This window comes from Pseudoalteromonas sp. T1lg65, from assembly GCF_051930985.1.
In the GTDB taxonomy this organism is placed as follows: Bacteria; Pseudomonadota; Gammaproteobacteria; order Enterobacterales; family Alteromonadaceae; genus Pseudoalteromonas.
In genome coordinates this window covers 319,054-334,642 of record NZ_CP196837.1, presented here as the reverse complement: position 1 = coordinate 334,642, position 15,589 = coordinate 319,054, and the positions used below count along the sequence as shown (strand labels likewise).

The 15,589-nt window shown below is 43.4% G+C and carries 12 protein-coding genes; 4 read left to right on the top strand and 8 right to left on the bottom strand.

Annotated features, from left to right (window positions below):
- Window positions 1-103: 103 nt before the first annotated feature.
- Window positions 104-1,417 carry a short-chain fatty acid transporter gene (locus tag ACSLBF_RS01515; RefSeq protein WP_440054864.1) on the top strand — a complete coding sequence of 438 codons (1,314 nt, stop codon included), beginning with the start codon at window positions 104-106 and terminating at the stop codon, window positions 1,415-1,417.
- 43 nt (window positions 1,418-1,460) lie between these two features.
- Here the strand turns inward: ACSLBF_RS01515 and ACSLBF_RS01510 are convergent, their stop codons facing one another.
- Window positions 1,461-2,471, bottom strand: coding sequence for a site-2 protease family protein (locus tag ACSLBF_RS01510; RefSeq protein ID WP_440054863.1), 1,011 nt, complete (start codon window positions 2,469-2,471; stop codon window positions 1,461-1,463).
- A gap of 231 nt (window positions 2,472-2,702) precedes the next feature.
- Between ACSLBF_RS01510 and ACSLBF_RS01505 the strand changes: the two genes are divergently transcribed.
- Window positions 2,703-3,911: an EAL domain-containing response regulator gene (locus ACSLBF_RS01505; protein ID WP_440054862.1), complete on the top strand. Its 1,209-nt coding sequence runs from the start codon at window positions 2,703-2,705 to the stop codon at window positions 3,909-3,911.
- Here the strand turns inward: ACSLBF_RS01505 and ACSLBF_RS01500 are convergent.
- Window positions 3,895-4,995 carry a CNNM domain-containing protein gene (locus tag ACSLBF_RS01500; protein WP_440054861.1) on the bottom strand — a complete coding sequence of 367 codons (1,101 nt, stop codon included), beginning with the start codon at window positions 4,993-4,995 and terminating at the stop codon, window positions 3,895-3,897. The genes ACSLBF_RS01505 and ACSLBF_RS01500 overlap by 17 nt on opposite strands.
- A 121-nt stretch (window positions 4,996-5,116) precedes the next feature.
- Between ACSLBF_RS01500 and ACSLBF_RS01495 the strand changes: the two genes are divergently transcribed.
- A complete protein-coding gene (locus tag ACSLBF_RS01495; RefSeq protein WP_440054860.1) occupies window positions 5,117-7,570 on the top strand; it encodes an alpha/beta hydrolase family protein in 2,454 nt (817 codons plus the stop codon).
- A gap of 216 nt (window positions 7,571-7,786) precedes the next feature.
- Window positions 7,787-8,485, top strand: coding sequence for a response regulator transcription factor (locus tag ACSLBF_RS01490; protein ID WP_440054859.1), 699 nt, complete (start codon window positions 7,787-7,789; stop codon window positions 8,483-8,485).
- 4 nt (window positions 8,486-8,489) lie between these two features.
- Here ACSLBF_RS01490 and ACSLBF_RS01485 read toward each other — a convergent pair whose 3' ends face one another.
- The 6 genes from ACSLBF_RS01485 to rpsL form a co-directional block, all read right to left on the bottom strand.
- Entirely contained in the window at window positions 8,490-10,004 is a 1,515-nt protein-coding gene (locus ACSLBF_RS01485) for a YifB family Mg chelatase-like AAA ATPase (protein WP_440054858.1), read from the bottom strand.
- Window positions 10,005-10,029: 25 nt separating this feature from the next.
- Complete coding sequence (locus ACSLBF_RS01480) at window positions 10,030-10,638, bottom strand: trimeric intracellular cation channel family protein (RefSeq protein WP_440054857.1); 609 nt, start codon at window positions 10,636-10,638, stop codon at window positions 10,030-10,032.
- A 525-nt stretch (window positions 10,639-11,163) separates the two neighbouring features.
- Window positions 11,164-12,348 (bottom strand): elongation factor Tu, encoded by a 1,185-nt coding sequence (gene tuf / locus ACSLBF_RS01475; protein WP_440054759.1) that lies wholly within the window; start codon window positions 12,346-12,348, stop codon window positions 11,164-11,166.
- Window positions 12,349-12,405: 57 nt separating this feature from the next.
- Window positions 12,406-14,520, bottom strand: a complete 2,115-nt coding sequence (gene fusA / locus ACSLBF_RS01470) for an elongation factor G (protein ID WP_440054856.1) — start codon at window positions 14,518-14,520, stop codon at window positions 12,406-12,408.
- Between the two features lie 27 nt (window positions 14,521-14,547).
- Window positions 14,548-15,018 carry a 30S ribosomal protein S7 gene (rpsG, locus tag ACSLBF_RS01465; protein WP_099031881.1) on the bottom strand — a complete coding sequence of 157 codons (471 nt, stop codon included), beginning with the start codon at window positions 15,016-15,018 and terminating at the stop codon, window positions 14,548-14,550.
- Window positions 15,019-15,118: 100 nt separating this feature from the next.
- A complete protein-coding gene (gene rpsL / locus ACSLBF_RS01460) occupies window positions 15,119-15,493 on the bottom strand; it encodes a 30S ribosomal protein S12 (RefSeq protein WP_010387308.1) in 375 nt (124 codons plus the stop codon).
- Window positions 15,494-15,589: the final 96 nt, after the last annotated feature.

The following is a 15,589-nucleotide window of genomic DNA, read 5'->3' as shown; positions in this document are numbered from 1 at the left end:
AAAAACCATAAGCGCATCAAAATCAAATTTTAGTCTAATTTGCTAACTTTTAGTCTAAATTTTCGTTATATTACTTTTAATAACAACAATAAAAGGAACTATTATGCTGCACCATGTCACAGCACCTTTGACTAAGTTAGTTGAACGTTACTTGCCAGATCCCTTTGTGATAGTGCTACTACTTACTTTTTTTGTCATGTTGCTAGCTGCAGTCTTTACACCCGCGACACCTTTTATGGTAGTTGAAGCTTGGGGCAGTGGCTTTTGGAAACTACTCACCTTTGCAATGCAGATGCTGATGGTATTGATCTGCGGCTATATGCTGGCGAGTACTGCCTTTGTTGCCAAACAACTCGAGCGTTTAGCAAGCTTGCCAAAAAGCTCATCTCAGGCCATTATTTTAACCACTTGCATCGCCATGCTCGCCAGTTGGATAAATTGGGGTTTTGGTCTAGTAGTCGGAGCATTATTTGCCAAAGCCGTTGCAAGGCAAGTTCAGGTGGATTATCGCGTACTGGTCGCCAGTGCTTATTCTGGGTTTATTGTCTGGCACGCAGGTCTTGCAGGCTCCATTCCACTGACTGTCGCAACACCTGGACACTTCAGCGAATCGAGTATAGGACTAATTTCAACCGCAGAAACAATTTTCGCGCCATTTAATCTCGTGATTCTCTGTACTATTTTAGTGACCTTGCCTCTGTTAAACAGAATGATGCTACCAAAAAGTGAGCAGCAGGTGCTGATCGACAAGCGGCTATTAACAACCCCAGCAAAAACAAATGAAAGCCAGCAAACGCCTGCCACAAAACTAGAAAACAACCCATTGTTGGGTGTCATCATGGGCAGTGTTGGCCTTACTTACTTGGCGCTATACTTTTTCCAGAACCAAGGAACATTAACGCTAAATAGTGTCATTGCCTTATTCTTATTTTTGTCATTGCTACTGCATAAAACCGCCAGAAATATTCTCGATAGTCTGCATCAAGCTATTCATGGTGGCGCGGGGATTGTTATCCAGTTTCCTTTTTACGCCGGTATTATGGCAATAATGGTAGATACTGGGCTTGCCCAACAAATTTCAGCGGGCTTCACGGCAATTAGCACGCAAGCAACATTGCCGCTGTGGAGCTTTTTGAGTGCGGGTTTAGTCAATATATTTGTTCCATCTGGTGGTGGCCAATGGGCCGTTCAAGCACCTATCATTATTCCAGCGGCGCAAGCGCTAGAAGCTGATATTGCAAAAGTTGCGATGGCTGTGGCTTGGGGTGATGCTTGGACCAATCTCATCCAACCATTTTGGGCACTGCCAGTACTCGCTATTGCTGGATTAAAAGCAAAAGATATTATGGGGTTTTGCCTAATACAGCTCTTTGTAACAGGCGTGGTGATCGGTACTCTGCTACTAATACCTTTTTAGGAAAAGAGGCGCCGGCCTCTTTTCTGTCATTCCCATGGTTTTATTAGCTTGATAGTATTTTCATCGGTAAACTCAAAATCGGACTTTCTGAATCTGCAAAATGCATCATAACCGCGATATGTCCCCCCACCACCAATAAATAAAATACCGAACTAACGATTTGACCATATCTATCAAGTGGTACTAAGTGGCTCAAGTGTCGAGCTCGCCATTCAAATAAAATTTCCAAGCTACCAACTGCTAAGAAAAATACTAACAGCATCAGCCCAAAGCTGTAACTAAGCCAAAGCCCAAATAATACCCCTGCGACACAAGCCAAAAGCCCAACCCATGAACGCATAGAAAAGCTAATGCTTTTAAGCACATGACCGCCATCAAGCGGCAGAATAGGGAGCAGATTAAATAAGTTCAACAACGCGCTGATCACTGCAACCCCAGCAAAGATCTCCATCTCTGTAGCATAATAAAGCACTAAACCAAGCACAGACGTAATTAAGCCAAATGCCGGGCCCATGAGAGAAATCACCACATCTTGCCAACGAGTTGTGATTTTATCGTCACTCATAGCGAGTCCACCCACAAACGGAATAAGATAGATACCTTTAGTTTTGATCCGAAAATATTGCATGGCCCGAACATGCCCGTATTCATGGACCACCAGACAGGTGACTAACATCAAGGCAAACTGCCAGGAAAACAACCACGCATATCCAGCAACCGAAGCCCCAGCCAATACGGCCTTGATAACTTTGGTGCTTTTAAACAATTTAAACGCCAGTGCGGCAATACCTAATAGACTTTTTCTTTCTTGCGGCTCTGAAATAGGCGTATTCACCCATTGAGTTGGAGAATCATTGATCTGTATTCCAAGCTGCCCTTGAGGCAATTCTGAAACATAAAAGTTTAAACGATTCCCATCAATGTCAACCGAACTAGTACCACCTTCCTCAGTGACAGGAACAGATTGCTGTCCAATGTAGACTTGAATAATATGCTGCTGATTAAAAAGAACTGACACTAACTTATCAAACAGTTTAAGCTCTATTTTTTGCATAACCTTGACTCAGTGATTATTTTTCCTATCATCATAACATCGTTTTTGGGACCAAAGTTCACCCCAACTACAAATTCCCGAGTTTGTTGCTCGTCAAAAAATAAATAGCTATAAATTTGCTTTCGCAGCGAGCACATACATAATTTACTATCAGATTTTTCTCTCAAACATAAGCATTTTGGACGACATAGGCTAAGCTTATGTTATTGGCCGATAGTTCGGGGACAGTGTATGTCATTTACAAAACGTAGGGTCATGATTGTTGATGACTCCCAAGCCATCTTGGTTGTTATGCAAGCAATCATGAGTGAGCTGGATATCGAAAGCGTGACAACTTGTCGTAGCGCAGCCCAAGCCGTTGAGAAAATACGCCAAACCCCACACCAGTACGATATCGTTTTTACCGATCTAAACATGCCTGAGATGGACGGCATGGAGTTTATTCGTCAACTTGGATTATTAAAGTATTCAGGTGGCATCGTCATTATTTCTGAAATGGACGAAAAAGTTATCGATTTAGCCTCTAATCTTGCTAAGCAGTCTAGTGCTCATTTAATTGGCAACATATCTAAGCCTGTTCAACTTATCGATGTTGAACGCATGCTAAAGAAAACCGATACCTACACTTTACATAACAGAAATCGTGTGGAGTACATCACTGAGGATGAACTCTTGCATGCAATAAGTTATAACGAGATCACACCTTTTTACCAGCCTAAGGTTCATCGTGGTGATAAAAAGGTTAAAAGTATTGAAGTGTTAGCCAGGATCGTATCGAAAAAAGATGGCAAGATTATATTACCGGAACGTTTTATTCCCGTCGCAGAAGAATTAGATCTGATCAACCTAATCACATTCCAATTGTTTGAAAAAGCCACGGATGAATTTAGTGTCATAAAAAGCGAATTACACTACCCATTGAAACTTGCATTCAATTTGTCTCCTGTCCAACTTGGGGATTTAAGCTGCCCCGACAAACTTGCGCTGATTTTGGAAATCAACCGCTTGAAACCTAGCGATATTATTTTGGAGCTAACTGAAAACCAGCCAATTGATAAACCAGTACAGCTTGAGACACTTAACCGACTGAGGATCAGAGGATTTGATATTTCACTAGATGACTTCGGTACTGGATTTACCAATTTACGTCAGTTAAAAGCCTTACCGTTTACTGAAATAAAAATTGATAGGTCGTTAATCACGCACATAGAGTCCGATCGCTTTGCTCAGGTCATCATTGACGGGCTGATCGATATCGCACAGAACCAAAACATCGACATTGTCGCAGAAGGCATTGAGCGAATAGAAGAGTTGCAGTACTTAGAACGATACAAACACAGTCTGCTCATGCAAGGCTTTTTAATTAGCAAACCAAAAGCCTTAGCAGAATTAGTACGTTGGCTACATTCTTGGCAAAGAATGATTAACTCGAACTCTTAGTTTGTTCTGTTGGTTCTTGGACTGCCTCGTCCTCTTTGTGCTCGATTAAGTTATCATGATTATCGATACGCTCACGCCACTTTCTTTTCGCCGCGGCTTGCATATCGCTGGTTTGTTCTCGTTCGTCAACAATATCCATGCCCATCAACGATTCAAGTAAGTCTTCTAAGGTTACGATCCCTTGAATGTCGCCATACTCATCCACAACCAGTGCGATGTGAATGCGTTGTGCAAGCAGGGCCTTAAATAGTTCTGGAGCGGCGAGTGTTTCAGGTACCGTGTAAAGTGCTTTAGAGAGCTTACCAATTTTATAGTCTTCACCAAGCCGGTGATAGGCCAGCATGATGTCATTTTTATGCACAAACCCAATGATGTCATCGTTATTTTTATCAAAAACTAAGACTCTCGAAAAAGCAACTGAACCATGCTCAGAAAGATACTCATGCACGGTCATATCCTTATGTACTTTAAACAAAACCGTTCTTGGAGTCATGATATGCTCAAGCTTCGCGTGCCGAAAACGCAATAGGCTGCGGATCGTTTCCGACTCCTCTTGCCCTAATGCTCCGGCTTCCGAACCTATCTCTGCCATCGCTTCAATCTCTTGCCGGATGTAATGCGCTTCTTCTTCCTTTTTTCCGATTAGCCGCGTTAATCGGTCGGATAGCCACACAAAAGGTCTCAGCACACGCACCAACCAAACTAAGATATTACTAACGATAGGTGTTAAGGCGCGCCAATAAGTAGCCCCCAGCGTTTTAGGAATAATTTCAGACAACACCAATACCAACAATGTCATTACCGCAGACGCGATTCCCACTGCAGCATCAGAAAACACTACAGCTGCTTGAGCACCTACGCCTGCTGCACCTGCGGTATGTGCTACTGTGTTTAAAGTTAAAATCGCAGCTAAAGGTTGATCAATACTGTCTTTTAAAGACTGTACACGAGTTCCTAATTTTTCATTTTGCTGTTTTAAAATCCCGATGTAGCTCGGCGTAATACTCAATAGTACCGCCTCCATAACCGAGCAAATAAAAGACACGGTGATCGCTAAAAACATGTAGATAAGTAACAAAAGCAAAAAACTCTCCTCTTTCAGCTCAGAACCATTAGGCCGAGCTAAATCTATCGCATCAGTGCTGGTATTTAGTTTTGGTATGATATATTGAAACCCAATAAATACCTACAATAGGCGCAAACGAATGAAGCTAAAAACAGCTGCAACCATACTATTTTCGGCCATATCAGCACAAGCTATGGCCGGTTCACTCGATGAGTCTCAAATTCAATTTATTGGGCCATTTTCGGCAGAAACAACGGTAAAACCTAATGATACGGCGCACAGAGAAAAGATTATTAATAATCTTCTGCCAACGCTGTCAAAAAACACCAAACAAATCAAAGTATTTACCAATGAAATAAAGTGGCGTTCACTTGAATCTATAGATCAACTCACGATGCCTGGACTTCAAGCCCTGAAGTTCAACTTTAGCACCAACCGCTTCACTTCAGGAAAGCTAAAATTAAATGGTGTTGAAAAGGCAAGTATTTTCCTCAACGGAATAGCTATCGGAAATGATAATGAAGTCAAAATAGATGTGCCAATGGGTGATCATCAAATCATCATAGTTGCAGAGCAAGTCAACGACTGGGGCAAGGTCGATCTTGATTTCGAAGGTAATAGTAGCCATGACACTATTACGCTCACCGACAAAGATACCAAAGCGCTTTCAGCAAAGCAGCTTTTTGATGCTCCAACTATCAGCGCTATCTCACAAGCACCCAATGGTAAATACTATATCACCACCAAACGCCACTATAGCGATGCGCAGGGCAACTCAGCAATTACCGAAACAACTCTGCAAAATCAAGATGGAGAGATACTTTACCGATTCAGTGGATTAAGTGCTTCCTCTTTCGCTTGGCGAGATGACAGCAAACAACTGGCATTTTTTGAAAATGAACAACTGATTACATTAGATTTAAAAACCTTCTCTCGTAATGTGTCTGTGCATCACGTTGCCGGCGCGAGCAATGTAAAATATTTTGATGATCAAACTCTGATTTTCGAATGGAGCAATGACGGCAAGAAAGAAGGTGACTTAACTAAACATTATCAAGGTCTTGAAGATCGTTGGTCATACGCACGAACACAATCTCAAGTGTTCTTAGCTGATCTAGAAAGTGGCTTACTTCAAGCAGTTACCGTTGGAAACGTTAGCCATAGCTTAGTAGATTTCAATCGCGAGCAAAACAAAGTACTCGTTACAAAAGCGATTTCTGACTACTCCGCACCTCCGCATATGTTAACCGAGCTAGTCGAAATCGACCTAAAAACCAGAGAAGCAAGATCTATCGGCAAGTATAGAACCTTAAATTCAGTAAAGTATGCTAGCAAAGGATTTTATGTTACCGCTGGCCCTGATTTTGCAAATGGTATAGGTCGAAACCTTCCTGATGGCATGTTAGCTAATAACTATGATGGACAATTATTCTGGATGAATAGTGAAGGTAAAAGCGTCAAAGCACTGAGCAAAGAGTTTGCCCCATCAATTGGAACATTCACCGTACTTGATAACGATGATGTTGTGTTTATCGCTGGCGCTGAAGACAAACGTCATTTGTTCAGCTACGACCAAAGCAAAAATAAGATGGTAACGCTAAATTCTGGCTTAGACGTGATTGATCAGTTTGTCGTATCAAAAGAGAAAAATGCAGAAGTCTTGTTTACTGGCACAACCGCATCAACCCCACAGCAGCTAAAGCGTATGTCAATCTCAGATAAAAAAGCTGAAATACTTTGGGACTCAAAAGAAATTGCTTACCAAAATAGCGAAGTTGCAAAATTAGAAGAATTTAACTTCACCAATGATCAAGGTGTGGAGATTAAAGGTCGTGTTTACTTGCCGCATAATTTAGACAAAGCAAAGCAATATCCTGCATTGGTTTATTATTACGGTGGAACTTCACCTGTTTCTCGCGCCTTTACAGGCCGTTACCCATTCAACCTATGGGCAGCAAAAGGTTATGTTGTGTACGTATTACAACCGACCGGGGCAACAGGATTTGGTCAAAAGTTTTCTGCGGAGCACGTCAATGCTTGGGGTGAGCATACCGCCAATGACATTATCAAAGGTACCAAGGCATTTGTTGAAGCATACCCATTTGTTGATGAAAAGCGCCTTGGTAACCTAGGAGCTTCTTACGGTGGCTTTATGACCATGCTATTAACAACCAAAACAGATCTGTTTAGCGCTTCGATTTCTCATGCAGGTATTTCCAATATTACTTCATATTGGGGACAAGGTTGGTGGGGCTATCTATACTCAGGAGAAGCTTCAAAAGGTAGCTTCCCTTGGAATAACCCTAACCTTTACTCTCAGCACAGCCCTGTATTTAATGCAGATAAGGTGAAAACTCCCTTGCTACTTATCCATGGCGACGCTGACACCAACGTCCCACCAGGAGAAAGCCACAATATGTATACTGCATTGAAATTACTTGGTCAGGATGTTGAGCTGGTTGAATATAAAGGCGCTGATCACCAAATCTTTGCTAGGGACAAGCGATTTCATTGGTGGAACACAATGCTGGCATACTTTGATAAACACCTGAAAGATGAGCCACAGTGGTGGGAACATCTATACGGCAAATAATTATATCGATAGGCGGTGATTTCCACCGCTACCCGATTAGCGGTACAAGAAACCAAAAAATTCAGATTATTCAGCTTTTTCATGCAAACTAACTTGCCAATAAATGCTGCGCGGGTTAGTTTCATGAGGTAATTTGTAAGAAGTCTTGTCATCCGCTTCTCAGCTAGGATCTGACAATGCTAAAATGAACGAACCCACAAAGTTAATAGTGCCAGCATGAGTATAAAAGTTTTACTAGTTGAAGACGATGAACTCCTCGCCAAAAGGCTAATCAGTCACTTTGATGAGACTGAATTTGAAATCCTTGTTGATAATACCGGTGCAGAAGCACTTAATATGATCAACGAACACGCCCAACAACCATTTTCTCTCGCTATTATCGATGTAGTGTTACCTGCAATTGACGGCTTGCAGCTGGCAAAAGAAATAAATGCGTTTTCAGATCTTGGCGTTATCGTATTATCTAGTCGGGACTCTCAAGCTGATAGGATAGCCGGATTGGCTCAAGGCGCTGATGACTACGTGTGTAAGCCTGTAGACATGCTTGAGCTTGAATTGCGTATGAGAGCTTTATACAAACGCTTAGCTGGAAGTAAAGAAGATGACCAGTCTGAGGAGTTTATCGAATACGCTGACTTTAAGTTACATCCAGACAATCGAACCTTAATAAATCCACAAGGTGAGGAATCGAGACTTACTGAAGCAGAGCACAAGGTGCTAATTTGCCTAATATCTAATGCTGGTAAAGCGACTTCTCGAGAGCGAATTTCTGAAGATATAGGGCAGCCAGACTGGAGTCCGAGTGATAGAACAGTGGATGTACTAATTGGCCGTTTACGTAAAAAGCTGGGTGATGAGAAAGAACAAAAACGCATTGTGACTGTGCGCGGCAAAGGGTACATGCTATCAACCTAATTGGTTACTGTGAGAGCTGCGACAAAAGACGCTCTAAAGCTCTATAACCTAGCGCCTCTTTAAGGTGCTCTAATTCTATATTACCTTGTTCCTGTAAGTCCGCAATTGTACGTGAAACTTTAATAATCCTATGATAAGAACGCGGTGAAAGCTTCAGCTTATCCGCCGCTTTAGTCAGAAACTGCTGCTCACGTGTATGTAGCTTGCAATACTTTTCTAGTTCTTTCACACTCAGCTGGTCGTTTATTTTACCTTGGCGAACGACTGCTCTTTGGTAAGCTAATTCAACCCTAGCTCTAATTGTCTCACTGCTTTCACACTGGGCGGAGCTCTCAAGCTGTTCAGACTTCAACCTGGGCAACTCAATTTGTAAGTCTATGCGGTCTAAAAAGGGGCCTGATATTTTAGCAAGATAGCGTAACACTTGCTCTGGCGATGCTCTTTTATCAGTGTAACACCCTGTCGGACTTGGGTTCATAGCCGCTATTAACTGAAACCTCGCAGGGAAATCTACTTGTCTCGCTGCTCTGGAAATGGTCACCACCCCGGTCTCTAACGGTTCACGTAAAGAATCTAAAACTTTGCGTTCGAACTCCGTCAACTCGTCGAGAAAGAGTACCCCATTATGGGCCATAGAAATTTCTCCTGGTTTTGGATTAGAGGAACCACCTACTAAAGCCACCGCTGAACAGGTGTGATGAGGAGAGCGAAAAGGCCTCACTTTCCAATTAGACATATTGATCTGCTTTCCAACAAGAGAATAAATAGATGCGGTCTGTAATGCTTCATTCTCAGTCATCTTTGGCATAATCGTTGGCATCCGCTTAGCAAGCATCGACTTGCCTGTGCCAGGAGGACCCAGAAACAACACGTTGTGCCCTCCAGCTGCCGCAATCTCAAGTACCCGTTTCGCACTCTCTTGGCCTTTTACATCGGACATATCGATCTGCTCAATCAACTCTTTCTCGCTGCTTTTAGTGTGATAATTGATATTGAGCGGCAGAGGCACTTGCCCCTGTAAATCTAACCATAATTGCTTAAGATCTTTCACCGCTTTACGTTCACTACTGTTCGATAAACTTGCAACAAGATCATTTGCTTCAGGTACATAACTAAGTCTGCCGATATCCCCGGCTGCGATCACTGAGGGCAGGATTGCCGTTACTTCACGTAACTCACCGTTTAACGCCAGTTCGCCGAAAAATTCATGCTGATGAATTCGTGGACAATCAAGTTGACCAGATGCTACTAAAATACCAACAGCTATAGCGAGGTCGTATCTACCACCATCTTTGGGCAAATCTGCAGGTGCTAAATTTATTGTGATCCGTTGTTCGGGGAACAAGAAACTCGAATTAACCAGCGCACTTCGCACTCTTTCTTTTGCTTCTTTAACGGAGGTTTCCGGGAGGCCGACAATATTGAATGCTGGTAAGCCATTGCTCAAATGCACTTCGACAATCACTTCTGGTGCGCTAACGCCAACCTGCGCTCGGGTATAAACTTGTGCTAAAGACATCCATGTCTCCAAAATGAATTGAATGCTAATACTTAAATACGTGCAAAATAAGGCCAAACCTCATTGCCATTAACCTTAACAATAAAGTGGCAGCCATCGACAACCACATTACATATTCTGTCGGTAATCCTAAGTGACTTGCTTGAGTATAGACAATACCACCAAAGATACAGGTAATTGCATACAATTCACCTTTAAGTAACAGCGGAATTTCCCTTGCAAGCACATCTCGGATCAAGCCACCAAAACACCCTGTGAGCACGCCCATTATAACTGCGGTCGTATCTGGCATGCCTAAGCTTACAGCCTTTTGAACTCCCATAACCGCGAAAAAAGCCAAGCCAAATGCGTCTGCTACCTGAAGCAGCTGATTGGAAATATCTTTATGCGTATTAAGCCACCAAATGCTTAATGCCACGGCTATCAAAATGCAATAAATGTAACTTGTATCATGCAACCAAAAAACCGGCTGGTCTAACACGATATCGCGTAAAGTTCCCCCACCTATTCCGGTCGCGGTGGCTAACACAACCACTCCAAATCCATCCATTTGCTTACGATGAGCAAGTAAAGTTCCAGAAATAGCAAATACCATTACGCCCAATAAATCAAACCAATGATACAGTTCAGACATAACCAACCTAAATTAAATCAAAGAGACTGATCTTAGCTAAGAAATAAGCTAAACAAAAGGGTTAATAAACGTTCCCAGCTCGGCTTTTTAGGCTATTGAATGATTTACTGTTGCTGATCCGCGATCAGAGCCACAAGCCTCTACATAGCTTGTAAAGAGCATCACTTTCAGGTTTTTTCCTTTGCGGCAGGTATCAAAAAAGGCCACTCTCTTTAATCCGAGAACGACCTTTTCACTTTGTTACGTCGGATGGCGCTTCGCTTATCTGACCTGCCGCTTCTACATTACTGTAAAGAGCGCCACCTTCACCATACGCTAGACACAAAAAACCCGAGACTAAGCTCGGGTTTGAGTGCGAAGGGCTAACGACAATGAGCGAAGCGAAGGCGTTTCCTTTGCGCAAGGTGAAATCAGCCAATCTAACAACCGCTATGGGACTCACTGCTAAGGGGTCCGCCCAAAATCACGGGCATTAAAAAAGGCCACCGAAGTGACCTTTTTTACAGTGTTACTGCAATCTGTAGATTATTCTACGATAGTTGCTACAACACCAGCACCTACTGTACGGCCACCTTCACGGATAGCGAAACGTAGACCTTCGTCCATCGCGATTGGGCAGATTAGCTCTACTGTCATCTTGATGTTGTCACCAGGCATTACCATTTCTACGCCGTCTGGTAGCTGGATGTCACCAGTTACGTCTGTTGTACGGAAGTAGAACTGTGGACGGTAACCTTTGAAGAATGGCGTGTGACGACCACCTTCATCTTTCGAAAGTACGTATACTTCTGAAGTGAACTTCGTGTGAGGTGTGATTGAACCAGGCTTCGCTAGTACTTGACCACGCTCAACTTCGTCACGCTTAGTACCACGTAGAAGTGCACCGATGTTCTCACCCGCACGACCTTCGTCTAGAAGCTTACGGAACATCTCAACACCTGTACAAGTTGTCTTCGTAGTTTCTTTGATACCTACGATTTCAACTTCGTCGTTCACGTTGATGATACCAGCTTCAACACGGCCAGTTACAACTGTACCACGACCCTGGATTGAGAATACGTCTTCGATAGGCATGATGAATGGCTTATCGATGTCACGCTCTGGCTCTGGGATGTAAGTATCTAGTGCTTCTGCAAGCTCGATGATTTTCGCTTCCCACTGCTCTTCGCCTTCTAGTGCTTTAAGCGCAGAACCTTGGATTAGTGGTAGGTCATCACCTGGGAAATCGTACTCAGAAAGTAGTTCACGTACTTCCATCTCTACTAGCTCTAGAAGCTCTTCGTCGTCAACCATGTCACATTTGTTCATGAATACGATGATGTAAGGTACACCAACCTGACGAGAAAGTAGGATGTGCTCACGTGTTTGAGGCATAGGACCGTCAGTAGCAGCAACTACTAGGATCGCGCCGTCCATCTGTGCAGCACCTGTGATCATGTTTTTAACATAGTCAGCGTGTCCTGGACAGTCTACGTGTGCGTAGTGACGAGTTGGTGTGTCATACTCAACGTGTGAAGTTGAGATTGTGATACCACGCTCACGCTCTTCTGGAGCGTTGTCGATTGATGCGAAATCTTTAGCTTGACCACCGTATGCTTTTGCTAAAACATTAGTGATTGCTGCAGTTAGGGTAGTTTTACCGTGGTCAACGTGGCCGATTGTACCTACGTTTACGTGCGGTTTTACGCGTTCAAACTTTTCTTTTGCCATTTTAAAATTTCCTATAAAGAAATTAAAGTCCAGCCCTAAGACCGGACCGAACTAAAATTACTTAACAGCGCGAGCTGCAATTATTGCCTCTGCTACGTTTTTCGCCGCTTCAGCATACTTCAAGAATTCCATTGAGTATGATGCACGACCTTGTGTAGCAGAGCGTAAGTCTGTTGCATAGCCAAACATTTCAGAAAGCGGAACCTGAGCATTAATCTGCTTCAGCCCACCAAATGCTTCTTCCATGCCTTCGATTATGCCTCGACGACGGTTCAAGTCGCCTACTACATCACCCATGTTTGCTTCAGGAGTGATTACTTCTACTTTCATAACAGGCTCAAGAAGAACAGGGTTTGCTTCTAGCGCCCCTTTTCTAAAGCCCATTGAACCGGCGATCTTAAATGCCATTTCGTTTGAGTCGACATCGTGGAACGAGCCATCAAACAACGTAGCTTTAACACCCAATAGCGGATAACCAGCAAGTACGCCTTGCTTCATCTGCTCTTGAATACCTTTATCAACCGCAGGGATATATTCTTTAGGAACAACACCACCGACGATCGCGTTAACGAACTCGTAGATTGGTGCGTCGTCGTCAGACACATCCATAGGTTCAATTTTCAACCAAACGTGACCATATTGACCACGGCCACCAGATTGACGAACGAACTTACCTTCAGCTTCAACTGAGCCTCGGATAGTTTCGCGGTATGCTACCTGCGGTTTACCAACATTACATTCAACGTTGAACTCGCGCTTCATACGGTCAACAATGATATCTAGGTGAAGTTCACCCATACCAGAGATGATCGTCTGACCCGACTCTTCATCCGTTTCAACACGGAAAGAAGGATCTTCTGCAGCAAGTTTACCAAGGGCTATACCCATCTTCTCTTGGTCAGCTACTGTCTTAGGTTCTACTGCGACAGAGATTACAGGCTCAGGGAACTCCATACGCTCTAGCGTAATTGGAGCATCTTGAGCACAGAGTGTGTCACCAGTAGTCACATCTTTAAGGCCGATAGCCGCTGCGATGTCACCTGCGTGTACTTCTTTAATCTCTTCACGCGAGTTAGAGTGCATTTGAACAATACGTCCAAAACGCTCTTTTTTACCTTTGACAGGATTGAGTACCGAGTCACCTTGGCTAACTTTACCAGAGTAAACACGGAAGAAAGTAAGTGTACCGACGAAAGGATCTGTAGCGATCTTAAATGCAAGCGCCGCAAACGGTGCATTATCATCGGCAGCACGCGTATCCTCAGAGTCATCTTCTAGCACCCCTTGGATAGCTTTTACTTCAGTAGGCGAAGGCATGTATTCAATCACGGCATCAAGCACTGCTTGAACGCCTTTATTTTTAAATGCACTACCTGTCGTCATTGGCACAATTTCATTGGCCAATGTGCGTTGGCGAATCGCAGATTTAATTTCTGCTTCGCTCAACTCACCTTCTTCAAGATATTTGTCCATTAGCTCTTCAGAAGCTTCTGCGGCACTTTCAACTAAGTGAGAGCGCCATTCTTCAGCTAGCTCCTGAAGTTCTGCAGGGACCTCTTCATAGGTGAAAGTCATTCCCTGGTCTTCAGCATTCCAGTTAATGGCTTTCATCTTGATAAGGTCTATAACACCTTTAAATTCATCTTCAGCACCGATTGGTAACTGAATAGGCACAGGTGTAGCACCAAGACGTTTTTTAACTTGGTCAACAACTGACAAAAAGTCCGCACCAGTGCGATCCATTTTGTTTACGAAGATCAAACGAGGAACTTCGTATTTGTTAGCTTGACGCCAAACCGTCTCAGTTTGCGGTTGTACACCTGATGAAGCACATAACACAACAACAGCACCATCTAGTACACGTAAAGAACGTTCTACTTCAATGGTAAAATCTACGTGCCCTGGAGTATCGATGATGTTTATACGATGCTCATCAAACTGAGCATCCATCCCTTTCCAGAAACACGTTGTTGCAGCAGAAGTGATCGTGATACCACGCTCTTGCTCCTGCTCCATCCAGTCCATAGTTGCGGCACCGTCGTGAACTTCACCGATCTTATGAGAAAGACCTGTGTAAAATAGTACACGCTCAGTGGTTGTTGTTTTTCCCGCATCTACGTGAGCACAAATTCCGATGTTACGGTAGCGCTCAATAGGAGTTGTCCGTGCCATAATATCCTCTTAAAGGGTGTTAGCAGATTACCAACGGTAGTGAGCGAATGCTTTGTTCGCTTCAGCCATACGGTGAACGTCTTCACGTTTCTTAACCGCAGTGCCTTTGTTTTCAGCAGCGTCGATCATCTCTTGAGCAAGACGAAGGCCCATTGATTTCTCGCCACGCTTACGTGCAGCTTCAACCAACCAACGCATACCTAATGCGTTACGACGAACTGGACGTACTTCAACTGGTACTTGGTACGTTGAACCACCAACACGGCGAGATTTAACCTCTACCTGTGGGCGAACGTTATCAAGTGCAGCTTCAAAGATTTCAAGGTGCGACTTGCCTGATTTTTCAGCAGCCACGTCTAGCGCACCATATACGATTTTTTCAGCAGTAGATTTCTTGCCGTCAAGCATTACTACGTTAACGAATTTAGCAAGAAGCTCTGATCCGAACTTCGGATCTGGAAGAATTTTACGTTGACCTATTACGCGTCTTCTAGGCATTTTCTCTCTCCGGTATCTTCAGGTCCGCAAACAACGCGGATTCCCAAAACAAATATATAAAATTAAAACTTAAGTGCTTGGCCTTACTAACGGAGAACCATTAGCCCTTAGGACGTTTTGCACCGTACTTAGAACGACCTTGTTTACGATCGTTAACACCCGCACAGTCAAGCGCACCACGTACAGTGTGGAAACGCACACCTGGTAAGTCTTTAACACGACCACCACGGATAAGGATTACACTGTGCTCTTGAAGGTTGTGGCCTTCACCGCCAATGTAAGAAGTTACTTCGAAACCGTTTGTTAAACGAACACGCGCTACTTTACGTAGTGCAGAGTTTGGTTTCTTAGGTGTAGTTGTATATACACGAGTACATACTCCACGCTTTTGTGGACAAGCTTTAAGAGCAGCAGAGTTGCTCTTTGTAACCTTGCTACGACGTGGCTTACGCACTAGCTGGTTAATAGTTGCCATTAAATAGCTCCTGAATTAATAAATTACTACTGAAAAAATTAAAATCTTACCCTTTTTATAGGTTCAAAGATTTGAACGAATAAATGGGTGGCGGAA